General features: G+C 61.7%; 26 protein-coding genes, 1 pseudogene and 2 riboswitches. Of the genes and pseudogenes, 12 read left to right on the top strand and 15 right to left on the bottom strand.

Annotation, left to right across the window (positions count from 1 at the left end; translation table 11 throughout):
- Nucleotide 1: 1 nt before the first annotated feature.
- The 4 genes from OU993_RS08865 to OU993_RS08850 form a co-directional block, all read right to left on the bottom strand.
- Nucleotides 2-1021, bottom strand: coding sequence for an aldose epimerase family protein (locus OU993_RS08865; protein ID WP_268156280.1), 1020 nt, complete (start codon nt 1019-1021; stop codon nt 2-4).
- Nucleotides 1022-1100: 79 nt separating this feature from the next.
- Nucleotides 1101-2282, bottom strand: a complete 1182-nt coding sequence (locus OU993_RS08860; protein WP_268156277.1) for a vWA domain-containing protein — start codon at nt 2280-2282, stop codon at nt 1101-1103.
- Between the two features lie 11 nt (nt 2283-2293).
- Nucleotides 2294-3214: a homoserine O-acetyltransferase MetA gene (gene metA, locus OU993_RS08855; protein WP_268156274.1), complete on the bottom strand. Its 921-nt coding sequence runs from the start codon at nt 3212-3214 to the stop codon at nt 2294-2296.
- A 65-nt stretch (nt 3215-3279) separates the two neighbouring features.
- Nucleotides 3280-3357: riboswitch (SAM riboswitch) on the bottom strand.
- Between the two features lie 60 nt (nt 3358-3417).
- Nucleotides 3418-4257, bottom strand: a complete 840-nt coding sequence (locus tag OU993_RS08850; protein WP_268156272.1) for an AAA family ATPase — start codon at nt 4255-4257, stop codon at nt 3418-3420.
- Nucleotides 4258-4656: 399 nt separating this feature from the next.
- Between OU993_RS08850 and OU993_RS08845 the strand changes: the two genes are divergently transcribed.
- The 8 genes from OU993_RS08845 to OU993_RS08810 all read left to right on the top strand — a co-directional run bounded on the left by OU993_RS08845 (nt 4657) and on the right by OU993_RS08810 (nt 13323).
- Nucleotides 4657-4794, top strand: a complete 138-nt coding sequence (locus tag OU993_RS08845) for a hypothetical protein (protein ID WP_268156270.1) — start codon at nt 4657-4659, stop codon at nt 4792-4794.
- A gap of 126 nt (nt 4795-4920) precedes the next feature.
- Complete coding sequence (locus tag OU993_RS08840) at nt 4921-5574, top strand: thiamine diphosphokinase (RefSeq protein WP_268156268.1); 654 nt, start codon at nt 4921-4923, stop codon at nt 5572-5574.
- A gap of 6 nt (nt 5575-5580) precedes the next feature.
- The gene (locus OU993_RS08835; protein WP_268156266.1) at nt 5581-7401 is read left to right on the top strand and encodes an ABC-F family ATP-binding cassette domain-containing protein; all 1821 of its coding nucleotides are present in this window, start codon (nt 5581-5583) and stop codon (nt 7399-7401) included.
- A 145-nt stretch (nt 7402-7546) separates the two neighbouring features.
- Nucleotides 7547-7999: a response regulator gene (locus OU993_RS08830; RefSeq protein WP_268156264.1), complete on the top strand. Its 453-nt coding sequence runs from the start codon at nt 7547-7549 to the stop codon at nt 7997-7999.
- Nucleotides 8000-8063: 64 nt separating this feature from the next.
- Nucleotides 8064-8165, top strand: a riboswitch (TPP riboswitch).
- Nucleotides 8166-8205: 40 nt separating this feature from the next.
- Nucleotides 8206-9219, top strand: a complete 1014-nt coding sequence (thiB, locus tag OU993_RS08825) for a thiamine ABC transporter substrate binding subunit (RefSeq protein ID WP_442792891.1) — start codon at nt 8206-8208, stop codon at nt 9217-9219.
- Nucleotides 9220-9235: 16 nt separating this feature from the next.
- On the top strand, nt 9236-10849 hold the full coding sequence (gene thiP, locus OU993_RS08820) for a thiamine/thiamine pyrophosphate ABC transporter permease (RefSeq protein WP_268156263.1): 1614 nt from the start codon (nt 9236-9238) through the stop codon (nt 10847-10849).
- Nucleotides 10846-11562, top strand: coding sequence for a thiamine ABC transporter ATP-binding protein (locus tag OU993_RS08815; protein ID WP_268156261.1), 717 nt, complete (start codon nt 10846-10848; stop codon nt 11560-11562). The genes thiP and OU993_RS08815 overlap by 4 nt, the downstream gene beginning before the upstream one ends.
- A 312-nt stretch (nt 11563-11874) precedes the next feature.
- The gene (locus tag OU993_RS08810) at nt 11875-13323 is read left to right on the top strand and encodes a M48 family metalloprotease (protein WP_268157608.1); all 1449 of its coding nucleotides are present in this window, start codon (nt 11875-11877) and stop codon (nt 13321-13323) included.
- Nucleotides 13324-13374: 51 nt separating this feature from the next.
- On the opposite strand, the gene OU993_RS08805 is transcribed toward OU993_RS08810, so the two are convergent.
- The 5 genes from OU993_RS08805 to OU993_RS08785 form a co-directional block, all read right to left on the bottom strand.
- Nucleotides 13375-14238: an RNA polymerase factor sigma-32 gene (locus OU993_RS08805; RefSeq protein WP_268156259.1), complete on the bottom strand. Its 864-nt coding sequence runs from the start codon at nt 14236-14238 to the stop codon at nt 13375-13377.
- Nucleotides 14239-14530: 292 nt separating this feature from the next.
- Nucleotides 14531-15100, bottom strand: a complete 570-nt coding sequence (locus OU993_RS08800; protein WP_268156257.1) for a CarD family transcriptional regulator — start codon at nt 15098-15100, stop codon at nt 14531-14533.
- 369 nt (nt 15101-15469) lie between these two features.
- The gene (gene fdxA / locus OU993_RS08795) at nt 15470-15808 is read right to left on the bottom strand and encodes a ferredoxin FdxA (RefSeq protein ID WP_268156255.1); all 339 of its coding nucleotides are present in this window, start codon (nt 15806-15808) and stop codon (nt 15470-15472) included.
- A gap of 233 nt (nt 15809-16041) precedes the next feature.
- Nucleotides 16042-16383, bottom strand: a complete 342-nt coding sequence (locus OU993_RS08790) for an RNA-binding S4 domain-containing protein (RefSeq protein WP_268156253.1) — start codon at nt 16381-16383, stop codon at nt 16042-16044.
- 1 nt (nt 16384) lies between these two features.
- The gene (locus OU993_RS08785) at nt 16385-19468 is read right to left on the bottom strand and encodes a helicase-related protein (protein WP_268157607.1); all 3084 of its coding nucleotides are present in this window, start codon (nt 19466-19468) and stop codon (nt 16385-16387) included.
- Nucleotides 19469-19988: 520 nt separating this feature from the next.
- On the opposite strand from OU993_RS08785, the pseudogene OU993_RS08780 reads away from it, so the two are divergent.
- Both OU993_RS08780 and OU993_RS08775 read left to right on the top strand, forming a co-directional pair.
- A pseudogene (locus tag OU993_RS08780) lies at nt 19989-20145 on the top strand (DUF3309 domain-containing protein).
- 39 nt (nt 20146-20184) lie between these two features.
- Nucleotides 20185-20439, top strand: coding sequence for a YMGG-like glycine zipper-containing protein (locus tag OU993_RS08775; protein WP_165216865.1), 255 nt, complete (start codon nt 20185-20187; stop codon nt 20437-20439).
- Between the two features lie 67 nt (nt 20440-20506).
- On the opposite strand, the gene OU993_RS08770 is transcribed toward OU993_RS08775, so the two are convergent.
- The 3 genes from OU993_RS08770 to OU993_RS08760 form a co-directional block, all read right to left on the bottom strand.
- Entirely contained in the window at nt 20507-20902 is a 396-nt protein-coding gene (locus OU993_RS08770) for a YunG family protein (protein WP_268156250.1), read from the bottom strand.
- Nucleotides 20880-21605, bottom strand: a complete 726-nt coding sequence (locus OU993_RS08765) for a beta-ketoacyl-ACP reductase (protein WP_268156248.1) — start codon at nt 21603-21605, stop codon at nt 20880-20882. The genes OU993_RS08770 and OU993_RS08765 overlap by 23 nt, the downstream gene beginning before the upstream one ends.
- A gap of 81 nt (nt 21606-21686) precedes the next feature.
- Nucleotides 21687-22868 (bottom strand): acetyl-CoA C-acetyltransferase, encoded by a 1182-nt coding sequence (locus OU993_RS08760; RefSeq protein WP_268156247.1) that lies wholly within the window; start codon nt 22866-22868, stop codon nt 21687-21689.
- 237 nt (nt 22869-23105) lie between these two features.
- On the opposite strand from OU993_RS08760, the gene phaR reads away from it, so the two are divergent.
- Nucleotides 23106-23693, top strand: coding sequence for a polyhydroxyalkanoate synthesis repressor PhaR (gene phaR, locus OU993_RS08755; RefSeq protein ID WP_268156246.1), 588 nt, complete (start codon nt 23106-23108; stop codon nt 23691-23693).
- A 152-nt stretch (nt 23694-23845) separates the two neighbouring features.
- On the opposite strand, the gene rpmF is transcribed toward phaR, so the two are convergent.
- From rpmF to OU993_RS08740, 3 genes are all read right to left on the bottom strand, one after another.
- On the bottom strand, nt 23846-24031 hold the full coding sequence (rpmF, locus tag OU993_RS08750) for a 50S ribosomal protein L32 (RefSeq protein WP_092999643.1): 186 nt from the start codon (nt 24029-24031) through the stop codon (nt 23846-23848).
- Between the two features lie 151 nt (nt 24032-24182).
- Nucleotides 24183-24830, bottom strand: coding sequence for a glutathione S-transferase family protein (locus OU993_RS08745; RefSeq protein WP_268156240.1), 648 nt, complete (start codon nt 24828-24830; stop codon nt 24183-24185).
- A 75-nt stretch (nt 24831-24905) separates the two neighbouring features.
- A complete protein-coding gene (locus OU993_RS08740) occupies nt 24906-25571 on the bottom strand; it encodes a biosynthetic peptidoglycan transglycosylase (protein WP_268157605.1) in 666 nt (221 codons plus the stop codon).
- Nucleotides 25572-25789: 218 nt separating this feature from the next.
- Between OU993_RS08740 and OU993_RS08735 the strand changes: the two genes are divergently transcribed.
- The gene (locus tag OU993_RS08735; RefSeq protein ID WP_268157603.1) at nt 25790-26704 is read left to right on the top strand and encodes a polyprenyl synthetase family protein; all 915 of its coding nucleotides are present in this window, start codon (nt 25790-25792) and stop codon (nt 26702-26704) included.
- Nucleotides 26705-26801: the final 97 nt, after the last annotated feature.

Genomic DNA, 26801 nt, shown 5'->3' with positions numbered 1-26801 from the left:
CTCAGCTGCGGGAGAACACGTAGTCCGTTTCCTGGCGCAGAACCTCGCCGGGACGCAAGACAGCACTCGGGAAACCCTCGTGATTGATGGCATCCGGCCAGATCTGCGTTTCCAGGCAGAGCCCCGCATAGGGACCGTAGAGCTTGCCCGACAGACCCGGCACCGTCGGCTTCAGCTTGAAGCCGCAATAGAGCTGCACGCCGGGCTCGGTGGTGCGCACCTCCAGCGAGACACCGGAATTGACGCTGCGCACCAGAGCCACCGACCGCTTGGCGACACGCTCGTTCGACAGGCAATAATTGTGGTCGAAGTCCACCTGAGCACCCTCCGCATCGCTGCGGCGCATCGGCCCCAACTGGCGAAGATCCATCGGCGTGCCGGCCACGGCAATCTCCTTGCCGGTCGGCACCTGGTATTCGTCGAGTTCCAGATAATGATCGGCAGCAATCATGATGTCGTGGCCGAGAATGTCCTCGCGGCCATCGAGGTTGAAATAGGTGTGCTGGCAGATATTGGCGAGCGTGGGCTGATCCGTCACGCTCTCGTAGATGACGTTCAGAACGCCGTCATCCTTCAGCTCATAGGTCGCCGTCACCGCGCAATTGCCGGGATAACCGCCACGACCGTCCGGGTCGGTCACCTGCAGGATGACCTTGTTCTCGGCATGCGCGATGATGGTCCAGTTGGTCTTGCCGAGTCCGTCGCTGCCGCCATGCAGATGCGTGTTGCCGTTCTGGTTGAGGTCGAGCTGGTAGGCCTTGCCGTCCAACGTGAACTGGCCCTTGCCGATGCGGTTGGCAACCCGGCCGGGTGTCGCACCGAAATAGGAAGAGTATTTCGGATAGTCTTCGAATGTGTCGAAGCCCAGCACCAGCGGCGCCTCATGGCCGTCAAGGCGCAGGTCCTGGATCACCGCGCCCCAGGTCATGACATGTGCGGTCAATCCGCCGCCGGAAATCTTCACCCGGTAAACGGTTTCGCCCTTGGCAGTGGTGCCGAAGATTTCGCCCTGCGTCGTCATGGCTGATGTCCTGTCCTTGCGTGTCTTGAGGGCGCAAACTGCGCGATTCCACCCGGTTAATCAATCCGCCCCGACACGCTCAGCGCGAAAGGGCGCGGGTTGCCTGCTCAAGCCCTTCGAGCGTCAGCGGGTACATGCGGCCCTCCAGCAATTGCTGCATCAGAACGGCGGAATGGGTATAATCCCAATGGACCTGCGGCACCGGATTGATCCAGGCCACGCGCTGGAAATGCTCGGCCATCCGGCGCATCCACAGCGCCCCCGGCTCCTTGTTCCAGTGCTCCACGGACCCGCCGACATGGGTGATCTCATAGGGGCTCATCGTCGCGTCACCCACGAAGATCACCTTGTAATCCGACCCGTAGCTGCGCAGCAGATCCTGGACGGCGAACCGTTCCGAACGGCGGCGATTGTCGCGCCACACGCTCTCGTACAGGCAGTTGTGGAAGTAGAAATGTTCGAGATGCCGGAACTCGGCGCGCGCGGCGGAAAACAGTTCCTCGACCACCATCACGTGATCGTCCATCGAGCCGCCGACATCGAAGAACATCAGAAGCTTCACGGCGTTGCGCCGCTCGGGCCGCGTCTGCACGTCGAGATAACCGTGCTCGGCGGTCGAGCGGATGGTACCGGGCAGGTCAAGCTCGTCGGCTGCCCCCTCGCGCACCCAGCGGCGCAGGCGCTTCAGCGCGACCTTGATGTTGCGGGTACCGATCTCGCGGCTGTCGTCGAAATCGCGGAAGTCCCGCCTGTCCCAGACCTTTACCGCCTTGCGGTGGCGGGACCCATCCTGGCCGATGCGGACGCCTTCCGGATTGTAGCCATAGGCGCCGAAGGGGGAGGTTCCGGCCGTGCCGATCCATTTCGAGCCGCCCTGGTGACGACCCTTCTGCTCCTCCAGCCGCTTCTTTAGCGTCTCCATCAGCGCCTCGAAACCGCCGAGCGATTCCACCAGTGCCTTTTCCTCCGGCGTCAGGTGTTTTTCCGCCAGCTTGCGCAGCCATTCCCCGGGCAACGTCTCCACATCGGCGCCATCGGCGGACGACAACGCGGCCAGCCCGCGAAAATGCGAAGCAAACACCTGGTCGAAGCGGTCGATATGCCGCTCGTCCTTCACCAGTGCTGCGCGGGCCAGATAATAGAAGGCCTCCACGTCGAAATCGACCAACCCCGCCTGCATCCCCTCCAGCAGGTCCAGGAATTCCCGCAGCGTGACGGGAATTTTGGCTTCCTTCAATGCGAGGAAAAAGGGGATGAACAAGGCAGCGTCCTTCAGCGGGTTCCGATCTGCTCCAGGTCGTAGGGCGTCGTCTGGTAGATCTCGTTGATCCAGTTTCCGAACAGCAGATGCGCGTGGCTGCGCCAGCGGTTCTGCGGTGGCAGCGTCGCATCATTATGCGGAAAATAGTTGTGCGGCATCTTGATGGGAATACCGGCATTGACGTCGCGGAAATATTCATCCGCCAGCGACGTAGAGTCATATTCCACATGGTTGAACATGTAGAGCCGGTTGCCGCGCTTCTCATGGACGAGGCAGACCCCCATTTCCTCGGATTCCATCAGGATTTCCAGCCCCGGCACCTTTTCGATATCGGCGCGGCGGACCTCCGTCCAGCGCGAGACGGGCACCTGGAAGTCATCGGAAAATCCGTTGAGATAGATCGAGGACGGGCAGAGATTACGGTGGCGATAAACGCCGAACGCCTTTTCCTTCAGCTCGTGTTTCGGCACCTTGTGAAAATGGTAGATGGCGGCCATCGCGCCCCAGCAGACGTTCAGCGTCGAATGGACGTTCGTCTCCGTCCAGTCAAAGATCTGCTGCATCTCGTCCCAGTAGGTCACGTCTTCATATTGCAGCGTCTCGACCGGCGCGCCGGTGATGATGAAGCCGTCGAACTTGCGGTGTTTCACCTCGTCCCAGGTCTCGTAGAAGGACAGAAGATGTTCTTCCGAGGTGTTCTTCGCCTTGTGGCCGCCGACGCGCACCAGCGAAAATTCCACCTGCAGCGGCGAGGCGCCCACCAGGCGCGCCATCTGCACTTCCGTCTTGATCTTGTTCGGCATCAGGTTCAACAGGCCGATCTGCAGCGGACGGATATCCTGCCGCACGGCCATCGTCTCGGTCATCACCCGGACACCCTCGTTCACCAGTGTCTGGAAGGCGGGAAGCGTATCTGGAATCTTGATCGGCATGGCTTGCACTCGACAAAAACAAAAAAACCGGTGGCGATAGATCGCGACCGGTCCGTGGAAGGTTTCTTTCTCTTCTCGCGGCCCTTTAGCGACTTGTTTAACGTGGCTGCAAGCCGGCCGGCCAAATCACCACGATGAGCTGCTTAAATAGGCTCTTCTTCCGTCAAGGTCAATCCGCGACAAGACGCATGATTTAGAGGCAGCTAACGCTCCCGCCGCGCCATAAAGGCCATGCGCTCGAACAGATGCACATCCTGCTCGTTCTTCAACAGCGCGCCATGGAGCTTGGGAAGGGCATTCTTCACGTCAGCGCGCAGATCATCCGGATCGACATCGTCCGAGACCAGCAGGCGGATCCAGTCGAGCGCTTCCGAGGTGGACGGCTTTTTCTTCAGGCCCGGCATCTCGCGGATCTCGTAGAACTGGGTGAGCGCGGCGCTGACCAGCCGCTGTTTGATGCCGGGATAATGCACCTCCACGATGCGCGACAACGTCTCGGCATCGGGAAAACGGATGTAGTGGAAAAAGCACCGGCGCAGGAAAGCGTCCGGCAGTTCCTTCTCGTTGTTGGAGGTGATGATGACGATGGGGCGCACCTTCGCCCGCACCGTCTCTCCGGTCTCGTAGACATGGAATTCCATGCGGTCGAGTTCCTGCAACAGGTCATTGGGAAACTCGATATCGGCCTTGTCGATCTCGTCGATCAGCAACACGACCTTCTTGTCAGACGCAAAAGCCTGCCACAGCTTGCCGCGGCGAATATAATGCGAAACCTCGTTGACGCGCGGATCGCCGAGCTGGCTGTCGCGCAGACGCGAGACCGCGTCATATTCGTAGAGCCCCTGCTGCGCCCTCGTGGTGGATTTGATCGTCCATTCGATCATCTCGAGCCCCAGCGCTGCCGCCACCTGCCGTGCCAGTTCGGTCTTGCCGGTTCCAGGCTCGCCCTTGACCAGAAGAGGCCGCTCCAGGCGGATCGCAGCGTTGACCGCCACCATCAGCTCCTTGTCGGCAATGTAATCGGCCGTGCCCGTAAACTGCATGTCCTGCCCTGATCATCTGGTATCCGTGATGCCTGGAAGGTAAAGAGCCGGGGCCTCTTTCGCAAGCCGCGCGGCAGGCGCCGGACAGGCAGACGCAGAAACCGCGCGCTAAAGATACCGCTTGTGTTCTGCCGGCGTTCTGTCAGGCTGCGAACAGCATCCCCGGATGCTTCGAAGCGCGCTCCGACACCCGGATTGACGACCGGCGCTGGCCACGTTCCGATCTTTCGAACGATTACCGCAGGCAAGCGCGGAGGGATGGATTGCACCGTCCACGCTCCAGCGTCACCGATCGCTGTCGGTGGCGGCGGTCTGATGAGATTTCATTCAAAACACAACGATGCCGGACACGGCAGCCGCTCAGGCTGCTCGAACCGGCCACCAGCAAGGGAGGCCTCCATGGCCAAAGGTCAGGTCCGTTCCAACCGCGAAGCCCGCAAACCGAAAAAGGACAAGGAAAAGCCGTCCACCGCTCCGGTCAGCAGCTTCACCACCCAGATCAAAAGCGCCGAAGCCTCCAGCCCGAAAAAGCGCTGAGCGGCCGCGTGACCACCCGCGCAGACGACCGACCCCGGCGGCCGGTCGCCTTTTGCCGTGTTTTGATCAGCCCTGCCGCTCGATCGGCCTTTTGCTTTTGAGCGAAGATGCGCTAAGGGCAGGGGCATGAACACCTCATCCTTCTCCATCCTTCTGGGCGGCAACCTTGTCCTCACCGAGCGCCTGCAGGCTCTGGTCGAAGGGACACGGGCGATTGCCGCCGACAGCGGCATGCGCCATGCCGCCACGCTCGGCCTTCTGCCGGAACTGTGGGTCGGTGATTTCGACAGCAGCGATGCAAGCCTCGCCGCCCTTTATCCGACGGTGGAGCAGCGCACCTACCCGGCAACCAAGGCGGCAACCGACGGCGAAATCGCCGTGGCCGAAGCCATCGCCCGCGGCGCGACACGGCTGGTCTTTGCCGGCGCACTCGGCGGTGAACGCTCGGATCACGCCCTCCAGCATTATCTGAATGCGCTCGGTCTGGTGGAGGACGGGTTCGAGGTGGTGCTGACATCCGGTGATGAAGAAGCCTATCCCATCGTCGAGGAAAGCCAGCTGGACCTGGAGCTGCCGAAAGGCGCCCTCTTTTCGGTGCTCGGTTTTACCGCGCTGGAAGGGTTGACCATCCGCAACGCCCGTTATCCGCTCACCAATTTTTCGCTGACCTTCGGCTCGTCCCGCACCATATCCAATGTGGCGGAAGGCCCGATCTCGGTCTCGCTGAAACGCGGCCGCGCCATTCTTCTCGCGCGCCCCTATGATTATTCCGGAGCCTGACGGACCATGGCACCTCCCATTCTGAAACTGGACGATATCCGGCTGAGCTTCGGCGGCACGCCGCTTCTGGACGGCGCCAGCCTGCAGGTGGAACCGGGCGACCGGATCTGCCTCGTCGGCCGCAATGGCTCGGGCAAATCGACGCTGATGAAGATCGCCGCCGGCCTGGTGGAAGCGCAGTCCGGCGAAGTGTTCCGGCATCCCTCCTCCACCATCCGCTATCTCGAGCAGGCGCCGGATTTCGCCGGCTTCTCCACCGTGCAGGCCTATGCGGAAGCGGGGCTCGGGCCAGGTGATGATCCCTACCGCGTCACCTATCTGCTCAACCATCTGGGACTGACCGGTGAGGAAGACCCACGCCAGCTTTCCGGGGGCGAGGCACGCCGCGCCGCACTTGCCCGTGTCATGGCCCCCGAGCCGGACATCCTGATGCTGGACGAGCCGACCAACCATCTCGACCTGCCGACCATCGAATGGCTGGAAGGCGAGCTGCAGAAAAGCCGCAGCGCGCTGGTGCTGATCTCGCACGACCGTCGTTTCCTGGAGCGCGTCTCCACCGCCGTCGTCTGGTTGGATCGCGGCCTGTCGCGTCGGCTCGACCGAGGTTTCGGTCATTTCGAGGAATGGCGCGACGAGGTTCTGGAAGCCGAAGAGCTGGAACAGCACAAGCTCGGCAAGCAGATCGAACGGGAAGAGCACTGGCTGCGTTACGGCGTGACGGCGCGGCGCAAGCGCAACATGCGCCGCCTTGGTAACCTGCAGAGCCTGCGCGCCGAATATCGCGGCCATCGCGGCCCGCAGGGCACCATTCAGGCCGCCGTGACCGAAGGCCGGGAAAGCGGCAAGCTGGTGATCGAGGCGGAGGCCATCACCAAGCGCTATGGTGAGCGCCAGATCGTCGCCCCCTTCTCGATTCGAGTACATCGCGGCGATTGTATCGGCCTCGTAGGTCCGAACGGCGCCGGCAAGACGACGCTTCTCAAGATGCTGACCGGCCAGCTGGAGCCGGATAGCGGTTCGATCAAGCTCGGCACCAATCTGGAGATCGCGACGCTCGACCAGAAGCGCGAGGATCTGAACCCGGAGGATACGCTCAGCCATTACCTGACGGACGGGCGCGGCGAAAACCTGCTGGTGAATGGCGAACAGCGCCATGTGGCAGGCTACATGAAGGATTTCCTGTTCCAGCCGGAGCAGATGCGCACCCCGATCAAGAACCTGTCCGGCGGCGAGCGCGCCCGGCTGATCCTCGCCCGGATCATGGCCAAGCCCTCCAACCTCTTGATCCTCGACGAACCGACCAACGATCTCGACATCGAAACGCTCGACCTGCTGCAGGAGATCGTCGCCGGTTACAACGGCACCGTGATCCTCGTCAGCCACGACCGTGATTTCCTCGACCGCACCGTGACCTCGACGCTGGCACCCGCCAACCCGGACGCGCCGGACGGCCGTTGGATCGAATATGCCGGCGGCTATACGGACATGATGGCGCAGCGCAAGGGCGCGCTGGAGGAGAAGCGCCGGGCCGAAAAGGCCAAGGCCGAAGCCTCCCAATCGGCCGCTCAGGCGTCTGCGCCGAAGGCCCAGGCCAAACTCTCCTACAAGCAGAAATTCGCGCTGGAAAACCTGCCGAAGGAAATGGAAAAGGCGGAGAAGGAGATCGCTGCGCGCGAGGCAAAGATGGCCGATCCCAACCTCTTCACCAAGGACCCTGCTGCCTTCAACCGGATCGCCAACGAGCTGGAAAACCTGCGCAACCGGGTGGCCGCCATGGAAGAAGAATGGCTGGAACTGGAGATGCTGCGTGAAGAACTGGAAGGTTAAGCTAACGCAACGTTAATATTAACAATGTGTTAGCAAGACACAAACGCATCTTGTAACGGAACAATTCCGCCTGATCCTCGTTCGACTGACAATCCGGCTCTTTATGAAACAGATGAGGCCGGAGCGTTTCAACAGAGGGCACACCATGTCGGCAAATGTAGCGAGTCGTCGCGTGGAACAGGAAGCCAGGGATCAGCGGGTGCTGATCGTTGAAGATGAGTTTCTGATCGCACTGGATGTGGCAGACGTCGTGGAAGGCATGGGGCTGACGGTCGCCGGCCTTGCCACCGGTCTGCAGAAGGCGCTCGCGATGGCGGCAGATGCCGACATCGCACTGGTGGACGTCAATCTTGCCGATGGCGCCACAGGCCCGACGATCGCGCGGGAGCTCTCCGAGCGGTTCGGCATCACCGTCATCTTCATGACCGCCAATCCGGAACAATTGAAGGGCAAGACAGACTGTTCGCTCGGCGTCCTCACCAAGCCTGTCATGCCACAGGTGATCGAAGAGACGATTGACTATGCGCTGGCGAGCCGCCGGGGCGGCATTGCCGCTGTTCCGCATGGCCTCAAGGTATTTGCACACACGCACCATTGAGCCCGCGCCACGCAAGACGGTGAGCGGGCGCTTGCCAAGCGTGCCCGCCCCCGTTACATCTTTGCCTGCTCTAACGGGGTGCCGCATGTGCGGCTGAGAGGTGTTTCACCAACCCGAAGAACCTGATCCGGTTAGCACCGGCGGAGGGATTAGACGGCTCGAATCAAGCGCCTATTCCCCTTTTTTGGATCAATGAGGAGGCGCTGATGCGCAAACACTTCGCTTTTTCCCTGGCTGCGCTGATGCTCGCGGCCCTTCCCCTGACAGCAACGGCCCAGGACAAGAAGACGCTCACCGTCTACACCTATGAAAGCTTCGTCGCTGAATGGGGTCCGGGCCCCAAGGTCAAGGAAACCTTTGAAAAGACCTGCGATTGTACGCTGAACTTCGTGGCCGTTGCCGATGGCGTGGCGCTGCTGACGCGTCTGAAACTGGAAGGCGCGTCCTCCGATGCGGATTTGGCGCTCGGCCTCGACACCAATCTTATCCAGGAAGCCAAGGATACCGGGCTGTTTGCGCCGCACGGCATCGATACCAGTGCGGCAAAGGTGCCGGGCGGTTTCAAGGATGATGTCTTTGTGCCCTTCGACTACGGCCACTTTGCCGTGATCTATGACAGCGAGACGATCAAGACCCCGCCAAGCAGCATGAAGGATCTGGTGGAGGGCGATCCATCGCAGAAGATCGTCATCCAGGATCCGCGCACCTCCACGCCCGGCCTCGGCCTGCTGTTGTGGGTGAAGTCGGTCTACGGCGACAAGGCGCCGGAGGCCTGGGCCAAGCTCAAAGACCGCATCCTGACGGTGACGCCCGGCTGGTCGGAAGCCTACGGTCTCTTCACCAAGGGCGAAGCGCCGATGGTGCTCTCTTACGTCACCTCGCCCGCCTATCACATGATGGAAGAGAAGACCGAGCGCTACAAGGCGGCGAAATTTTCGGAAGGCCACTATATCCAGATCGAGGTCTCCGGCATGCTGAAGGCCACGAAGAACAAGGCCCTCGCCGAACAATTCCTCGCCTTCACGCTCTCACCGCAGTTCCAGACGATCATTCCGACGACCAATTGGATGATGCCGGCTGCCGCCACCGCCGATCCGCTGCCGGAAGCTTTCGGAAAACTGGTCGAACCGTCGAAGACCTTCCTGATGAGCCCGGAGGATGTGGCAAAGAACCGTCAGGCCTGGATCCGCGAATGGCTGACCGCCATGAGCATGAACTGATCGATAAAGCTCGATCATGCTGACCAGGGCCGAACAGACACGAGGGCTTGCCGCGGGTGCGGCAAGCCTTCTGCTGATCGGGCTTTTCGTCACGCTGCCTACCGCAGCCCTGCTGATGACGGCGCCGGACGGCCTAGGCCAGACGCTGTTTGATGCCTATACGCTCAGTATCCTGCGTTTCACCCTGCTGCAGGCGGTGCTCTCGACGTTTCTGTCGGTCCTCCTTGCGGTGCCCGTCGCGCTATCGCTTGCCCGTCGTTCCCGTTTCCCGGGGCGAATCTGGATCATCCGGCTGATGGCAGTGCCGATGGGCCTGCCCGTTTTGATCGGCGCGCTCGGCCTAATCGGCATCTTCGGGCGTCAGGGACTGCTGAACGATCTGCTCACCTCTGCCGGGCTGCGGAACCCGGTCAGCATCTACGGCCTGACCGGCATTCTGATTGCCCATGTCTTCTTCAACCTGCCGCTTGCCGCGCGCCTGATGTTGGCCGGTCTGGAACGGCTTCCGCCGGAAACCTGGCGGCTGTCGGCGAGCCTCGGCCTGTCCTCCTGGTCCACCTTCCGTTTTGTCGAACGCCCGGCGTTGGCCGCCGTCATTCCCGGCGCGGCAGGGCTCATCTTCATGCTCTGCGCCACCAGCTTCACGCTTGTGCTTGTTCTCGGCGGTGGTCCCGCCGCCACAACGCTCGAGGTGGCGATCTACCAGTCGCTGCGCTTCGACTTCGACCCGCCGCGGGCTGTGATGCTGGCACTGCTGCAGATCGCGCTCACCGCCATCATCCTGCTGGGGCTCGGCCGGTTCGCCACCACTGACCGCTCCGCAGGTGGTGAGGGACGCGCGCCAAAACGGTTCGACGGACGGGATCCGGCGGCGCTCGCCTGGGATACGCTCGTCATCCTGCTCGCCACTCTCTTCCTGCTGCTGCCGCTCGCCTCCATTGTGGTGTCCGGCTGGCGGGCCGATCTGGGGCGGCTCATCACGATGCCGGCCTTCCGTCAGGCGGCACTCACAAGCCTGTCGATCGCCCTGACCGCCGCCCTCCTCTCCCTGCTGATGGCCGGCGGCATCATCAAGGCCAGATCCGCCATTGCCGACAGACGACATCAGTCGAAACACCTCGCTGCCTTTTCGACAGCGCTGGCGACCCTGTCATCGCTGGTGCTCCTGGTCCCCCCGGTGGTGCTTGGAACCGGCTGGTTTTTGCTGATCCGTCCTTTCGGCCAGGTCACATCCTTTGCGCCCTTCCTGATTGCGGCAATCAACGCGCTGATGGCACTGCCCTTTGTGATGCGGGTTCTGGAGCCGGCGGTCGAGACGCATGTTGCCCGTACGCGCCGACTCTCCGCCAGCCTCGGCATCGGCGGGATCTCGCGGTTGCGGCTGATCGATTGGCCGGGTCTGCGCCGACCGCTGTTCATGGCGCTCTCCTTCGCCATGGCGCTGTCGCTCGGCGATCTCGGCGCCGTCGCCCTCTTCGGCTCCAATGATCTGACCACCCTGCCCTGGCTGATCTATAGCCGGCTTGGCAGTTACCGCACACATGATGCGGATGGCCTCGCCTTGATCCTCGGCGTGATCTGCCTGATCCTGACGGCGCTCGGCACCGTCGGACACAAGGAAAAACAATGAAGACCACGCCCGCGGTACAATTGGACACGGTGACCCTGAAGCTTGGCCAGGCAGACTTTTTTTTCGACTGCACGCTTGCGGCAGGACAGGTAACGGCGATCACCGGCCCCTCCGGTTCCGGCAAATCCACCTTTCTCAATCTCGTTGCCGGCTTCGAGACACCGGATGGTGGCAGGATCCTGCTGGAAGGCCGCGATGTCACCGGCAGCCATCCGGGCGAACGACCACTGTCCCTTGTCTTCCAGGACAACAACCTGTTCGCCCATCTCGACCTCTTCACCAATATCGGACTTGGGCTGGATCCCGGACTGAAACTCAGCGCCGCTGAGAGACAGGAGGTCTCGGATGCCCTCGCGCGTGTCGGGCTTGCCGGCTATGAAAAACGCAAACCCGGAACACTCTCCGGCGGAGAACGACAGCGCGCGGCCTTTGCGCGGGCGCTCGTGCGCAAGCGCCCGCTCCTCCTGCTGGACGAACCCTTTGCCGCGCTCGACCCGGCGCTTCGCCTTTCGATGGCCGATCTCCTGGCCGCACTGCACCAGGAAACCCACAACACGATCCTGATCGTCACCCATGACATTGAGGAAGTGCGCCGCCTGGCCGATGAGGTGATCTTCATCGACGCGGGAACGATTCTTTTCCATGGCGAAAAACGGATCTTTCTGACACACAGGGACGATGACGCGATCAGCAAATTTGTCCTGCCTTCATAAAGCGTAAACCGATCCGCCACATTTTGGACGTGTGACAATGGCATGCCGCAGTGCGAAAGTGGGCGGGACGATTGTTTGCCGGAACTGCTGTTCTACTTTAGGGGTGAACAGGGCATAGGCGAGCCAGTGCAGCCATCCGCATGAACCAGACAGGAGACAGCGGCGGGAAGGCATTGGCCGCGCATTGCGCCGGATGGCGGGCTTGGAAGAATGACGGTTCCGAATGAACGGGCGAACATGACAGAACGCAGCGGTAAAGGCCGCAGCTTCACGCTCCGGGCCGGAGAGCCTCGGCGGATCGGCCTGCGTTCCATGGCAGCGCTTCTGGCTGCCGCGACCCTTCTTTCCGGCTGCCAGTCGATCCTGGAACAGACCTATCAGGCGGACATCAAGCCCTCCTCCACGCCACAGATCGTCGAGCAGGTGCAAAAGAACGATCCGCGCGCCCAGATGGGCGCCCGCGAGCACCCGCGCATCGTCGCAAGTTATGGCGGCGAATATCATGATGCGAAGACGGAACGGCTGGTCGCCCGCATCACCGGTGCACTGACCGCCGTTTCGGAAAACCCGAACCAGTCCTATCGCATCACCATCCTGAATTCGCCGGCCATCAACGCCTTCGCCCTGCCGGGCGGTTATCTCTATGTCACCCGCGGCCTCCTGGCGCTTGCCAATGATGCCTCGGAGGTCGCTGCCGTCCTCAGCCACGAGATGGCGCATGTCACCGCCAATCACGGCATCGAGCGACAGAAGCGTGAAGAAGCGGAGGTCATCGCCAGCCGCGTGGTGGCTGAGGTGCTCTCGAGCGATCTCGCCGGCAAGCAGGCGCTTGCCCGCGGCAAACTGCGCCTTGCCGCCTTCTCTCGCCAGCAGGAACTGCAGGCGGATGTGATCGGCGTGCGCATGCTCGGCGAAGCCGGATATGATCCTTATGCGGCGGCCCGGTTCCTGGATTCGATGGCCGCCTATGCGCGCTTTTCCTCGGTCGACCCGGATACCGACCAGAGCCTCGACTTCCTTTCCAGCCACCCCAATGCGCCGCAGCGTGTGGAATTAGCCCGTCAGCATGCCCGTGCCTTCGGCCAGGAAGGAACCGTCGGCGACCGCGGCCGCGACTATTATCTCACCGGCATTGACGGCCTTCTTTATGGCGACAGCCCGGAAGAGGGTTATGTCCGCAACGAGACCTTCATGCATGCGGGGCTGGGCATCCGTTTCGACGTGCCGGAAGGCTTCAGGATCGACAACAAGGTGGAAGCGGTACTGGCGACGGGGCCGGACGAGACGGCGATCCGCTTCGACGGCGTGCAGGCGCCCGACGATGGCAGCCTGTCGAACTATCTGACGAGCGGCTGGGTGGCCGGCCTTCTGCCGGATACGGTGCGTGAAACGACCGTGAACGACATGCCGGCGGCAACCGCCAGAGCCTCCGCCGAGCGCTGGGAATTCGATGTCACGGTCGTGCGTGTGGACAAGCAGATCTTCCGGTTCCTGACCGCCGTGCCGAAGGGCAACACGACACTCGAAGCCACCGCCAATACGCTGAGAGCGAGTTTCCGCCGCATGACGCCGCAGGAAATCAGCCAGATCAAGCCGCTGCGCGTGCGCATCGTCACCGTCGGCGCCAACGACACGATCACAACGCTTGCGGCGCGGATGATGGGAACCGAACGCAAGCTCGATCTCTTCAAGATGATCAATGCGCTTTCAGCCGGCGCCACGTTATCGCCCGGTCAGCGGGTCAAGATTATTTCCGAATAGGCTCCCGCCAGACGACCGGCTTTGAAGCGCTGGCGCGGCCAAGAGGCCGCCTCAGCAGGCGGCCGCCATCTGCGGATTGGTGGTGACCAGTGCGGATTTGAGTTTTTCGATCGCACGGCTTTCGATCTGGCGCACACGCTCCTTGGAAATGCCGAGTTCGGCGCCAAGGGCTTCGAGTGTGGCTCCATCATCGGTCAGGCGGCGGGCGTGGATGATCTTCTTTTCGCGGTCGTTGAGCTTGGTCAGGGCCCCCTGCAGCCATTTCAGCCGGCGTTCGCCGTCAATCATGCCGGACACCTGCTCATCCGGCAGCGGCTCGTTGCTTTCCAGCATGTCGAGGCGCTCGACGCTGTCAGAATCACCTGCAATCGACGGCGCCTGCAGCGAGGCATCATTGGCGGAAAGCCGCGCATCCATGGTCTGGACATCGGCAAGGCTGACACCAAGCGCGGTCGCGATCTCTTCATGAATGGCATGCGGGCTAACCGAGGTATCGCCGCGGGAGAGTTTTGCGCGCAGGCGGCGCAGGTTAAAGAACAGCGCCTTCTGGGCCGAACTCGTGCCGCCCCGGACGATGGACCAGTTGCGCAGGATGTAATCCTGCATCGACGCCCTGATCCACCAGCTGGCATAGGTCGAAAAACGGACATCACGGGCGGGCTCGAACCTTGCCGCCGCTTCCAGCAGCCCTACATACCCTTCCTGTACGAGGTCGCCCATGGGCAGGCCGAAACCGCGGAACTTGGAGGCCATGGCGATCACGAGCCGCATATGCGCCAGCGCGATCTGGTTGCGCGCATCCTGATCCTGATCGTCCTTCCACCGTACGGCCAGGTCGCGTTCTTCCTCGCGCGCCAGATACGGTGCCGACATGGCGATCTTGATCATTGTGCGGTCTGCTGACATGGCGTTCATCGCGCTCTCCATGAGACTGTGTGACCCAACGAAACCGGACGGTCGCAAGACGAACACGGACCTGTGTGGCAGGTCACAGGCGTGGCATCTGGCGGCATTGGTTACGTTCCCCTGACGTTTTTCGTGAAGGGACATGGAGCGACCACATCCCCCTTGCGGCGGCGGGCGAACAGTGTCTCGTGCATCAGCACTTTTCGCCGTACCGGCGGGTCAACGCATCGAGGAGGAAAAAGTTCCAATAAAAAACCCGGCCGAAGCCGGGTTCTTTGAGGAGAGATGACGCTGTCTGCGCTTACGCAGCTTCCTCGTGGGAATCGTCCTCGTCAACAACCTTGCTGCGCTTGGGGCCCTTGGCAAGGTTCGTCTCGACCAGGCGGACAGCCTCGGTTTCCGACATTTTATTGACGGCGGCGATTTCGCGCGCCATGCGGTCGAGCGCTGCTTCATACAGCTGACGCTCGGAATAGGACTGCTCCGGCTGGTTTTCGGCCCGATACAGGTCGCGCACGACTTCTGCAATCGAGATCAGATCGCCGGAATTGATCTTGGCATCATATTCCTGCGCGCGGCGCGACCACATGGTGCGCTTCACGCGGGCCTTGCCCTGAACAACCTTCAGCGCGCGCTCGACGAAATCGGTTTCGGACAGTTTGCGCATGCCGATGCTGACGGCCTTGGCCACCGGCACCTTGAGGCGCATCTTGTCTTTCTCAAAATCGATTACGAACAGTTCGAGCTTCATACCAGCCACTTCCTGTTCCTCAATCGCCGTGATAGTGCCTACACCGTGGGCCGGATACACGATCGATTCGCCGGTCTTGAAGCCGTGGCGTGCCGAAGATTTTTTCTGCTGGGTCGTCATTCGTTTAACAAACTCCCTGTTACGCACCCGGCCATCCGTAGGCCAGGGCCGGGTCAGTCAGGCCCGGATGAGACGGGGGAACCGTCGGGTGACTCCATACTGGTCCGACCAAACGCGCGCGAAAACAACCCCTCTCGCGATTAGCGACGACAAGATCCAAACACTGGCTTTGTCACGGAAACCGCGCTGGGTGTTCTGTTGCTTTCGTGATGTTTTTGGGCACGCGAATGCCGCTTTGTGGAACAGTTCTTATTGTCTACCACAAATATGGGAAGAAATCAATGATTTGCTTTCGCAGATGCACCGACGCAACGGTCGCATCGATGCACAATCATTAAGCAGCAATTAAAGAGACCGTGGTAAGGCGAATCAATCGCCCTTGCCCGGCTCCGGCGAGAAGTACTGTTCGTACTTGTTTTCGACGCCGTCCATTTCCTTGGCTTCCGGCATCGCGTCGCGCTTCACCGTGATGTTCGGCCAGATCTGGGCAAACTCCGAATTGATCTTCAACCACTTGTCGAGGCCCGGCTCCGTATCCGGCTTGATCGCCTCGGCGGGACATTCGGGTTCGCATACGCCACAGTCGATGCACTCGTCCGGATGGATGACGAGGAAGTTCTCGCCTTCATAGAAGCAATCGACGGGGCAGACTTCAACGCAGTCGGTGTACTTGCAGCGGATACAATTGTCGGTCACGACATACGTCATGAGGCACTCCAGTGACGTCTCAGTTGGTCTGCATCGATAACGAAGGACAGATGCCCTCCGGAGCGGGGCCGGACCACGGCGAAACCCAAGCTTTGCAGCACGCACAGCGGATGGACCCCGGCTTTTTCTGGTCCCTAATAGCTTTGCACCGGCATAGCAAGGATAAACAATCCCTCAAATGGCGGCGCAGGAGATCGTTGTGCTAAACGCGCGAAATGCGGCTGATCGGCGCCTCAATCACACTCGCGCACGCGTCGCTGGGCGCGTTCGAAGGGCGTCAACCGCGGCGGCTCGTCCACCGAGAGGTCATCATAAAGACGCCGCGCCTCTTCATAAGGCCCACGCCGCAAACCGCCATCCCTGACGACCACAACGCGGTCGCGGCTCTCCAGTTGCAGGTCAAGTCGATCACCCGGTTTCACCGTGCGGCTCGGCTGGGTCACCAAGTCTCCGTTGACGCGCACCAGACCCGCCTCGACGAGATCCTGGGCCAGCGACCTGGACTTGCACAGGCGCGAAAAGAAAAGCCACTTGTCGATGCGCTGACGCTGATCTCCAGGTGGCTTTTCCGTCATCTCACTTCTTCATCTGCTCCTTAAGAGCAGCGAGCTTGGCGAAGGGCGAATCCGGGTCGATCGGCTTCTCCTTGCGGGGTGGTTTGGCCTCGAACCGAGCGGGCTGCGCCGTTTTGTCGCGGTCCGGCCGCGGCGGACGATCACCGCGGTTGTCCGGACGACGATCACCCCGGTTGTTCGGACGTCCGCCATCACGCTGTCCGTCGCGATTGCCGCCTTCGCGCTTGCCACCATCCCGGTTGCCGCCATCACGATTACCGCCTTCGCGCGGTCCTCGGGCCGCCTGTTCGGAGCGCTCGCCACCACGGCGATTGCCGCCGCGTGCCTCGTCACCCTGGCGATTGCCCTGCGGGCGACGTTCGCCCTGCGGACGCGGCCCACGCTGGTTTTCGCTGCGGCCACCGCCCGGGCGCCACAGAAGAACCGGCTTCGGCTCTTCTGCCGTCTCGGGCTCGGCCGCCACGTCGGCCTCTGCTGCCGTTTCGGCTGCAGGGGTTTCGGCGCTTGCGCCTTCCGGTGCAGCCTGTGCCTCTGCCGTTTCCTGCGGTGCCGGATCGGCATCGTCATCGGCAACCGGTTCGGCTGTGGCCTGTGCCGCATCAGCAGCAGGCGCACTGGTCGCATCCTGGCTCGACAGGAAGGCCTGGGCTTCTTCGGCCTTCACCTGGTCGGCGCGGTAACCGAGACCCTTGAGGATTTCCTCGATATCGTCCGGCGTTGCACCCAGAATCGACAGCATGGCCGTCGTCGTCGTGAAGCGGCGGCCATCATAGGCGCCTTCCGGACGCGGCGACGTGCCAGGCTTCCACTGCAGCAGCGGACGGATGAGATCGGCCAGACGCTCGAGGATATCGACGCGCACGGCACGCTTGCCGAGGAAACGGAAGCCGGCGAGTTTGTAGAAGCTGCGCTCGAAGGTCGGATCCGTCACGACCGAGGTGCGGCCGGCGGCCAGCGCCGGGATCAGTTCGCCGTAACCGGGCTTGTCGAGACCGTCATTCTTCAGTGCCCAGAGGAGCGTGATGAGTTCGGCCGGAGCCGGCTTCAGAAGCGCCGGCATGAAAATATGGTAGGCGCCGAAGCGGACGCCGTAACGGCGCAGCGAGGCGCGGGCGTCCTGGTCCAGCGTCTTGACCTCGTCGGCCACGTCGCGGCGGAAGAGAACGCCGAGGTTTTCGACGATCTGGAAAGCCAGCCCCTTCGCCATGCCCTGCAGGTCTTCGGCGCGCGACAGATCGTCGAGCGGCTTCAGCACGGTTGCAATGTGGTGATTGAGGAAACGCTCGAGCCGTGCAGCAACGTGATCGCGGGCATTGCCGGTCAGCTGCTCATCGGCGAGCAGGATCACCCGCGGATGCATGATATGGTCGGCAGCGGCCAGTTTGGCCACCGGTTCGCCCAGCCAGCGCAGCGAGCCATCGGAGCCGAGCGCCAGATCGTTGTTGCCACAGGCATAGAGGCGCGCGGCCCGCGCCTCGAATTCCAGTGCCAGCGCCTTCTGCGCAGCCGCCTGCACCGCCCGTGCATCCGGACCTTCGGCACCGGAGATGGGCGTGAACCGGAAACCGGCTAATTGACCAACGTGATGCCCCTCGACGAAGACATCCCCATTTACACTGATTTCAGCTTCCAGCATCGCATTCTCTCTCAGGCGCTTCATGAGCACAGATGTCCTGCGATCAACAAAGCGTTTCGTCAACCGTTCATGTAGTGCGTCGGACAACCTGTCTTCGATTTCCCGTGTCTTTTCTTGCCAGTGTGTCGGATGCGCCAGCCAGCCCGGACGATTGGATACATAGGTCCATGTCCGGATCTGGGCGATACGCGCAGAAAGCGTATCGATCTCGCCATCCGTTCTGTCGGCCCGCTGCACCTGCTCGGCCATGAAATTTTCATTCACCGTGCCGAATCGCACCAGATCGAAGAAAAGGGTCGAAATGAGGTCCGCGTGTTGCGCCGGCGTGATCCGTCGGTAATCCGGCAGCGCACAGGCCTCCCACAACCGCTCTACCCGTTCCGGTGTGTTGGCAAGATCGGCCACTTCCGGATAGCGGGACAGATAGTCCAGCGCCTGGCTGTCGGTCGCCGGCAGCGCGCGGGTCAGCCCCTGCACGGTCGGCGCGGCATCGAGGCTTTCGCGCAGGGCGCGGAGCGAGGAATAATCGAGCGCCTTCGAGCGCCACTGCAGAACCTTCACCTGATCGAACTGGTGGCCTTCGATCCGCTCGACCAGTTCCTCATCGAAGGGTTGAACCTGACCGGTTACGCCAAACGTGCCATCCTTGAGGTGGCGCCCCGCACGACCGGCGATCTGGCCGAGTTCGCCGGGGTTCAGATTGCGGAATTGATAGCCGTCAAACTTTCGGTCCTGGGCAAAGGCCACATGGTCGACATCGAGGTTGAGGCCCATACCGATGGCATCAGTCGCCACCAGATACTCCACGTCACCTTCCTGGTAGAGGCCGACCTGCGCATTGCGTGTGCGCGGGCTGAGTGCGCCAAGCACGACGGCCGCGCCACCGCGCTGGCGACGGATCAACTCGGCGATAGCATAGACCTCGTCTGCGGAAAACGCGACGATGGCCGTGCGCTGCGGCAGGCGGGTGATCTTTTTCTGGCCGGCATAGAACAGGGTGGAAAGACGCGGTCGCTCCACCACCGTAATGCCCGGCAGCAGCCGTTCCAGGATCGGCCGCATGGTGCCGGCGCCCAGAAGCAGTGTCTCCTCCCGCCCTCTCAGGTGCAGGATGCGGTCAGTGAAGATGTGCCCGCGCTCCAGATCGCCGGCAAGCTGCACTTCGTCGATCGCCACGAAAGCCGCTTTGGTTTCGCGCGGCATGGCCTCGACGGTACAGACGGAAAAGCGGGCGTTCGGCGGGGTGATCTTTTCTTCGCCGGTCACAAGGGCGACGTGCGAGACGCCAACCTTCTCGACAAGCCGCGTATAGACTTCGCGTGCCAGCAGCCTGAGCGGAAGACCAATAACACCAGAGCCGTGAGCAACCATGCGCTCGATGGCATAATGGGTCTTACCCGTATTGGTGGGGCCGAGGACCGCGGTAACGCCGCGACCACTCAAGATCATGGGCTGGGAATTCAAAGCCTGTATCCGCACATCCTGTCGGGCCGTTGCCGTCCGCAACTGCCATGCGCACACACATGGCGCCCCCGCGCGCGAATGGCAAGCCGTTCCTGCACGCAAATGCGCCAGCCTTTGAAAATACAGCGTTTTATCCGGCAGGTGCCAAACCGCCGCAAGCTTCGGAACAGGTTGAGAACGAATCAGAGACGAATCGCTGACTCAAGGGGATTCAGCTTTTGTTCAGGTCCAGATCTAGAAGATGATGATGAGCACACCACCAGATGAAGAAAATGAGCCTTAAAGCGACGTTCTTCGAATGAAGGTGACGGAAAAACCGAGTCATCGTCGGGAAAAGGAGAGTCAAGAGGCGGTTTGTCTTGAAGTGTGTTGAACACTTTGTGGTTCGCGCGCGAAGCGGATCGGCATCACAAGGAGCGGTTGGCAGAAGGCCAGTCAGAGCCACCGGAACCAAAACCCGGATCTAACGTTCTCGCGGCACGGAAGTCGCCTCGGAAACAAAACAATGCTGGGCACCATCCTCCTTGTCATCCTGATCTTCCTTCTGATCGGCGCTCTGCCGAACTTGGGGGGACAGCCGCGACTGGGGATATGAGCCATCAGGAGGTCTTGGCCTCGTCGTGTTGATATTGATCATTCTGTTTCTGATGGGCAGGATTTAACTTGTGAATATTCGCACATCCAAGGGAAGGAAGTCGGACATGAAAAAGATTTTTGCCGCTGCGGCCATGGTTGCCATGCTCGCCTCATGCACCACCACTGAACGCGGCACGGCGATTGGCGCCGGCACCGGTGCGGTCATCGGCGGTGCTGTCACCAACAGCTGGGGCGGCGCGGCCGTCGGCGCCGTCGCGGGTGGTCTCGTGGGCGCCGCAATCGGCGAATCCCAGAAGAACCCCGGCTACTGCGTCTATCGTGACCGCTATGGCCGCACTTACGAAGCACGCTGCCGCTAACATTAGCGTCAGCCGCCTCGGATAAGGTCATGCCATCGACTGCCGGCGCCTCAGCGCGCCGGCATTTTCATGCGGACTCGTCCGTGCCGTCCGCGGAAATGCCCAGGTTGCGCCTCAGCGCCCGATATTGCGACAACGCGGTATCGGCAAAGGCTTCGGCCCGCGTGGCAGGCAGATCCTCATACCGCGGCAGGTCGGCAAACTGCGCCTGCGTCAGATCGATGCGGCCACCATTCACCCTGTTGTAGAAGTGCATGCCCTCCGGCGTCCGGGTCTTGAGGATCTCGCCGCCGCACAGATCCTGCACCACGAGGCTGGTGACGCCACACTGCCCGCGGGCCGGGTTGTCAGGCGTCCAGAGGGAGGATGTCTCGATCGACCAGGCACGAAAAAGCGCCGAGGCCAAAGCCTCCACGCTTTTCATGTCAGTATCGGTCGCCTCAGGCGAAATATTGTCCGCCATTCGCCGAAATCGTCGAGCCGGTGATGAAACCCGCCTCGTCGGAGGCCAGGAAAACGACGCAGCGCGCAATTTCGTCCGGCTGGCCAAGACGCCCGACCGGAATCAGCGGCAGGATACGCTCGTTCATCACCTTTTCCGGCACCGCCATCACCATTTCGGTCGCGATATAACCCGGGCAGATCGCGTTGACGGTGATGTTCTTCGCGGCCCCCTCCTGCGCGAGCGCCTTGGTGAAGCCGATGTCGCCCGCTTTCGCCGCCGAATAATTGGCCTGCCCCATCTGGCCTTTCTGGCCGTTGATGGAGGAGATGTTGATGATCCGACCGAACGAACGGTCCCGCATCCCGTTCCACACGGGATGGGTCATGTTGAAGAGGCCGGTGAGGTTGGTGTTGATCACCTCGTTCCACTGTCCGGGCGTCATTTTGTGGAACATCGAATCGCGGGTGATGCCGGCATTGTTGACCAGAACATCGACCGGCCCAACCTCCGCCTCGACCTTCGCGATGCCCTCTGCACAGGCCTCGTAGGAGGATACGTCCCACTTGAAGACGGGAATGCCCGTCTCCTCCTGGAAGGCGCGGGCGCGTTCATCATTGCCTGCATAATTTGCAGCCACCGTGTAGCCGGCGGATTTCAGCGCAACCGAAATGGCCGCGCCAATGCCGCGTGTGCCCCCGGAAACCAATGCCACTCTCGTCATGCTGCATTCCCCCCTTTTACACGGAACCGACCGGTCCTTCTTCCTGTGACCGGATGAACGCCTGAACCTTCAACGATACGATCACATGGCCTCGAGGCACATGGCGACACCCATGCCGCCGCCGATGCAAAGCGTGGCGAGACCCTTCTTTGCGCCGCGGCGCTTCATTTCGAACACAAGCGTGTTGAGCACGCGCGCACCGGATGCGCCGATCGGATGGCCGATGGCGATGGCACCGCCGTTGACGTTGACGATCGACGGATCCCAGCCCATGTCCTTGTTGACGGCGCAGGCCTGGGCGGCGAAAGCCTCGTTGGCCTCGACGAGGTCGAGATCGCCGACCGACCAGCCGGCTCTTTCGAGCGCCTTGCGCGACGCCGGGATGGGACCGGTGCCCATGATCTGCGGGTCGACGCCGGCGGTCGCCCAGGAAACGATACGCACCATCGGCGTGATGCCGCGGCGGACGGCTTCCGCTTCGGTCATCAAAACGGCGGCAGCCGCGCCGTCATTGATGCCGGAGGCATTGCCGGCGGTCACAGTACCTTCCTTGTCGAAGGCCGGGCGAAGTTTGGTCATGCTGTCGAGGGTGGCGCCCGCACGGATGTATTCGTCGGCATCCACCGTCACGTCGCCCTTACGTCCCTTGACGATGAAGGGAATGATTTCGTCCTTGAAACGACCGGCCACCTGGGCAGCTTCGGCCTTGTTCTGCGAAGCAACCGCAAATTGATCCTGCTCGTCACGGGAAAGCTGCCACTGACGCGCGATGTTCTCCGCCGTGATGCCCATGTGATACCCGTAGAAGGCGTCCGTCAGGCCATCCTTGATCATCGTGTCGAGCATCTTCATGTCACCCATCTTGGTGCCGTTGCGAAGATGGGCGCAATGCGGCGCCATGGACATGGATTCCTGTCCGCCGGCAACGATGATCTTGGCATCGCCGAGCGCGATCTGCTGCATGCCGAGGGCGACGGCGCGCAGGCCCGAACCGCAGAGCTGGTTGACGCCCCAGGCCGTCGTTTCCTTCGGCGCACCGGCCTTCATCGCGGCCTGGCGGGCTGGGTTCTGGCCCTCGCCGGCCGGCAGCACCTGGCCGAGGATCACCTCGTCCACCTCGGCCGCATCAACGCCGGCACGCTCCAGCGCGCCCTTGATCGCGGCGGCTCCCAATTCATGCGCCGCCACATTGGCGAAGGCTCCGTTGAACGAACCGACGGCCGTGCGGGCGGCGGAGGCAATGACGATCGAAGGCTGGCTCATGGGTGTCTCCTCGATATCCCTGGTTGTTGATGCCGAGACTGTCAAAGCTTTGGCCGCAAGTCAAAGGGGGCGAAAGGATGAATTTGCTGTGATTTGTTAAGTTTGCAATTTTGGCACCACGGCGGGACCGGGCTTCCGCATTGCACAAATCGATTGTCAGTTGAGATTGTTTAAGCGTAAGGTTGGGTAGGGAGAGAAATATCAGCAAAACCATATTGACGGGATTAGGAGGCAATGATGGCGAAGACGGATGGTGAGGTTGTCATTAAAAAATATGCCAACCGCCGCCTCTACAATACAGGCACCAGCACTTACGTGACGCTGGAAGATCTGGCGCAGATGGTCAAAAAGGGCGAAGACTTTGTGGTGCAGGATGCCAAGAGCGGCGACGACATTACACACTCGGTCCTGACCCAGATCATCTTCGAGCAGGAATCGAAAACGGGAAATACCCTGTTGCCGATCTCGTTCCTGCGGCAGCTGATCACCTATTACGGCGACCAGATGCAGATGGTGGTGCCGACCTTCCTCGAGCATTCGATGAAGACCTTCGCCGACCAGCAGGCCCAGATGCGCGAGCAGATGACACGCGCCTTCGGCGAAACACCGCTGACCAAGAACCTGCAGATGCCGATGCAACTCATGGAGGAACAGGTTCGCCGCAATACGGACCTTTTCCGCCAGGCCATGCAGATGTTCTCGCCATTCGGCGCTGCCGGACCGCAGGCGGCCGAAGTGCGAAAGGCACCGGATTCGAAGGATCTTGACGAATTGAAGGAACAGCTGCGGGCATTGCAGACGCGGCTGGACAGCCTCGGCTCCTGATCACGCCAGTCACCACAAGATCGGCAAAGGGTCGCGCAGGCGGCCCTTTTTTATGCGCGGAGCAGCGGTCTTTTTCGATTGGCGCCTGCGCCGGGCAACAAAAAAGGCCGGTCGCAGTGCCGGCCTTCCTCATGCAACAATCCGATGAAGGATTATGCGCTTTCCTTCGGCGTCAGAACCTGGCGACCGCGATACATGCCCGTCTTCAGGTCGATGTGGTGCGGACGGCGCAGTTCGCCGGAGTTCTTGTCTTCGACATAGGTCGGGGTCTTCAGCGCGTCAGCGGAGCGGCGCATACCGCGCTTCGACGGGCTCACTTTTCTCTTCGGTACTGCCATTCTCGTTACTCCAAATAGGCGTGCAAAGCGAAATCCGCGGCCGGCGTCGACCGTACAGGACCTTGCTCGATCTCGGAAATTGCCGCGGCTTATACATGGCAAGAGCGGGTTTGACCAGTCCCCGTGCGGATTTTTTGAAGCAGGCAGCGAATCAGGCTTCATCTGCCGGAACGATCCAGCTTTCCTGAAGTGCCGCCGCCTTCCATTCGATCCAGGCCGGATGAGACTGCACCGCCTTCATATAGGCCAGGGTCTCCTCGTCAAGCGCGAAATCATAAACGTCGAGGCGGTTGACCACAGGCGCATACATGGCATCGGCCGCCGAAAACGCGCCGAACAGGAAGGGACCGCCGGACCGCTGGCGCATGGAGCGCCAGATCTCGGTGATGCGGGCCACATCCGCCATCACGTCGGCACCGATCTCGACCCGGCGCTTCTCCCGCCGCATGTTCATCGGGCAGGCATTGCGCAGCGCGCGAAAGCCGGACAGCATTTCCATGGAGATCGACCGGGCCATGGCACGATCCGCCGGATCATAGGGCCAGATGCCGGCCTCCGGATAGAGTTCGGCCACGTATTCGATGATCGACAGCGATTCCCAGACGTGAAGACTGCCGTGATGCAGCACCGGAACCTTGCCGGTCGGCGAGATCTCGCGGAACTTCGGATTGCTGGCGTCATCATCGAAGGGGATCAGCACCTCTTGGAAGTCGATGCCTGCCGCCTTCAGGGCGATCCAGGGCCGAAACGACCAAGAGGAATAATTCTTGTTGGCGATATAAAGGACAAGCCCGTCCATTCCTCGTCTCCCGCTGAAGGCCTGAGGCGGACGTTAACCGGCCTTCGACATTCTCACCAACGACAAATGCTGACATCAGTCATAAAGACACCTGATGTATTCGCCGGAGCCCCGCGCCCGGCGCTCCACGACGGACGCCAGGCGCTGCAGGCCCCGTCCAGGTTTGCTGGCCACGCGGGTGATGGGATTGGGCAAAGACACTGCAAGCAGTGCCGCCTGCCTGCGGCTGAGCTTCTCGGCGGGGATCCTGAAATGGTGATGCGCGGCCGCCTCAATGCCGTAGATGCCCGGCCCCCATTCGGCGACATTGAGATAAAGCTCCATCATCCGCCGTTTCGACCAGACGAGATCCGCCCACATGGCCAGTGGAATTTCAAGAACCTTGCGCACGAAGGAACGGCTGTTCCAGAGGAAAAGGTTCTTCACCGTTTGCATGGGAATGGTGCTGGCCCCGCGCGTCGATTCCCCGTCGAGGGCGTCCTCCACCACCCCGCGCATCTGCACCCAGTCGACACCGCCATGGAAACAGAACTGGCCGTCTTCCGACATCATCACCGACTGCACCAGCACCGGCGCCATCTCGTCAAGCGAAACCCAGCGGCGATCATAACCCTTGAACGTCGCAAGATCGGCCATCATGAGGGTGGAGGCAGGATGAATGAACGGCAGGGCGTAAAGAAAGACCAGCACGTAAGGCAGGATGAGAAGGCCAGCAAGAACCAGGGCTGCGCGTCTCAGGATAACGGAAACGGATGGGCCGCGCCCCGATCTCGACAAGGGCTCCTCCTCTTCGGGCTGCCGCTCGGGTGTATCGTCCAATTGCCCCACTCGTTTTCGTCACTGCCTGCCGGATATAGCCGCAGGTGCCGATGAAAGCCAGTCTGAGAGCCGGGAAACCTTGGCTTTCCACCAAATCTCCGTTGCCAGACGACCGCCCGCCGTGCCAAGGAACCGACATGATGACGAGCGCTCTTCCCCCCTTCGAGATCCATCTTCGCGCCAGCGCGGAGCGGACGGAACAGCTTCTTTCGACGCTTCTGGGCGACGTGTCGTTGGATGACGAGATCACACGACCCGGCCACCTGATCGCCGCCATGCGCTATGGCACGCTGAACGGCGGCAAGCGGCTGCGGCCCTTCCTGGTGCAGGAAAGTGCCGCCCTCTTCGACGGCTCGCCCACTGCTGCCGCGCGCATCGGTGCGGCTCTCGAATGCCTGCACAGCTATTCCCTCATCCATGACGACCTTCCGGCCATGGACGACGACGACCTGCGCCGCGGCAAACCGACGGTGCACAAGGCCTTCAACGAAGCCACCGCGATCCTCGCCGGCGACAGCCTGCTGACCTACGCCTTCGACATCATCGGCGCGCCGGAAACCGTTCTTGAGGATGACCGTAAAGTGCAGGTGATGCTGGCGCTCGCACGCGCTGCCGGCATCGGCGGCATGGCGGGCGGACAAGCGCTGGATCTGGCTGCGGAAACGACGGTGCCCGACGAGAAGGGTATCGTAACGCTTCAGGCCATGAAGACTGGCGCCCTTCTGCGGTTTGCCTGCGAGATGGGCCCCGTGATTGCCGGCGCCTCTCACGAAGACCGAAAGCGCATGCGCCGCTTCGGCGAAATCATCGGCCTTGCCTTCCAGATCGCCGACGACGTGCTGGATATCACCTCCGACGCCGAAACCATGGGCAAGGCGACCGGCAAGGATGCCGGACGCGGCAAGGCAACGCTCGTTGGCCTGCACGGCCTCGATTGGGCGGAACGACGGCTGGACCAACTGGTTTCGGAGGCGGTCGCCACCCTCTCCCCTTATGGCGAGAAGGCCGCAACGCTGATCGCCACGGCCCGCTATGTCGCCAACCGGACACATTGACGCCCGCAAGGACAAACGCCGTTATCCATCACGGACAGTCGTGCGCCCTATCAATTCTCTTCGCGTGAATGCACAAGCCTTCCCGCCTATACTCCAC

The organism is Rhizobium sp. SL86, assembly GCF_026672545.1.
GTDB lineage: Bacteria > Pseudomonadota > Alphaproteobacteria > Rhizobiales > Rhizobiaceae > Neorhizobium.
This window is presented reverse-complemented; position numbering and strand designations above follow the sequence as displayed.

Bases quoted from the DNA above. Each gene is read 5' to 3' on its own strand.
- OU993_RS08865 (WP_268156280.1), bottom strand. From the start codon at position 1,021: ATGACGACGCAGGGCGAAATCTTCGGCACCACTGCCAAGGGCGAAACC.
- metA (WP_268156274.1), bottom strand. From the start codon at position 3,214: ATGCCGATCAAGATTCCAGATACGCTTCCCGCCTTCCAGACACTGGTG.
- OU993_RS08850 (WP_268156272.1), bottom strand. From the start codon at position 4,257: ATGCAGTTTACGGGCACGGCCGATTACATTGCCGACAAGGAGCTGATG.
- OU993_RS08845 (WP_268156270.1), top strand. From the start codon at position 4,657: ATGGCCAAAGGTCAGGTCCGTTCCAACCGCGAAGCCCGCAAACCGAAA.
- OU993_RS08840 (WP_268156268.1), top strand. From the start codon at position 4,921: ATGAACACCTCATCCTTCTCCATCCTTCTGGGCGGCAACCTTGTCCTC.
- OU993_RS08835 (WP_268156266.1), top strand. From the start codon at position 5,581: ATGGCACCTCCCATTCTGAAACTGGACGATATCCGGCTGAGCTTCGGC.
- OU993_RS08830 (WP_268156264.1), top strand. From the start codon at position 7,547: ATGTCGGCAAATGTAGCGAGTCGTCGCGTGGAACAGGAAGCCAGGGAT.
- thiB (WP_442792891.1), top strand. From the start codon at position 8,206: ATGCGCAAACACTTCGCTTTTTCCCTGGCTGCGCTGATGCTCGCGGCC.
- thiP (WP_268156263.1), top strand. From the start codon at position 9,236: ATGCTGACCAGGGCCGAACAGACACGAGGGCTTGCCGCGGGTGCGGCA.
- OU993_RS08815 (WP_268156261.1), top strand. From the start codon at position 10,846: ATGAAGACCACGCCCGCGGTACAATTGGACACGGTGACCCTGAAGCTT.
- OU993_RS08810 (WP_268157608.1), top strand. From the start codon at position 11,875: ATGGCAGCGCTTCTGGCTGCCGCGACCCTTCTTTCCGGCTGCCAGTCG.
- OU993_RS08805 (WP_268156259.1), bottom strand. From the start codon at position 14,238: ATGAACGCCATGTCAGCAGACCGCACAATGATCAAGATCGCCATGTCG.
- OU993_RS08800 (WP_268156257.1), bottom strand. From the start codon at position 15,100: ATGACGACCCAGCAGAAAAAATCTTCGGCACGCCACGGCTTCAAGACC.
- fdxA (WP_268156255.1), bottom strand. From the start codon at position 15,808: ATGACGTATGTCGTGACCGACAATTGTATCCGCTGCAAGTACACCGAC.
- OU993_RS08790 (WP_268156253.1), bottom strand. From the start codon at position 16,383: ATGACGGAAAAGCCACCTGGAGATCAGCGTCAGCGCATCGACAAGTGG.
- OU993_RS08785 (WP_268157607.1), bottom strand. From the start codon at position 19,468: ATGATCTTGAGTGGTCGCGGCGTTACCGCGGTCCTCGGCCCCACCAAT.
- OU993_RS08775 (WP_165216865.1), top strand. From the start codon at position 20,185: ATGAAAAAGATTTTTGCCGCTGCGGCCATGGTTGCCATGCTCGCCTCA.
- OU993_RS08770 (WP_268156250.1), bottom strand. From the start codon at position 20,902: ATGGCGGACAATATTTCGCCTGAGGCGACCGATACTGACATGAAAAGC.
- OU993_RS08765 (WP_268156248.1), bottom strand. From the start codon at position 21,605: ATGACGAGAGTGGCATTGGTTTCCGGGGGCACACGCGGCATTGGCGCG.
- OU993_RS08760 (WP_268156247.1), bottom strand. From the start codon at position 22,868: ATGAGCCAGCCTTCGATCGTCATTGCCTCCGCCGCCCGCACGGCCGTC.
- phaR (WP_268156246.1), top strand. From the start codon at position 23,106: ATGGCGAAGACGGATGGTGAGGTTGTCATTAAAAAATATGCCAACCGC.
- rpmF (WP_092999643.1), bottom strand. From the start codon at position 24,031: ATGGCAGTACCGAAGAGAAAAGTGAGCCCGTCGAAGCGCGGTATGCGC.
- OU993_RS08745 (WP_268156240.1), bottom strand. From the start codon at position 24,830: ATGGACGGGCTTGTCCTTTATATCGCCAACAAGAATTATTCCTCTTGG.
- OU993_RS08735 (WP_268157603.1), top strand. From the start codon at position 25,790: ATGACGAGCGCTCTTCCCCCCTTCGAGATCCATCTTCGCGCCAGCGCG.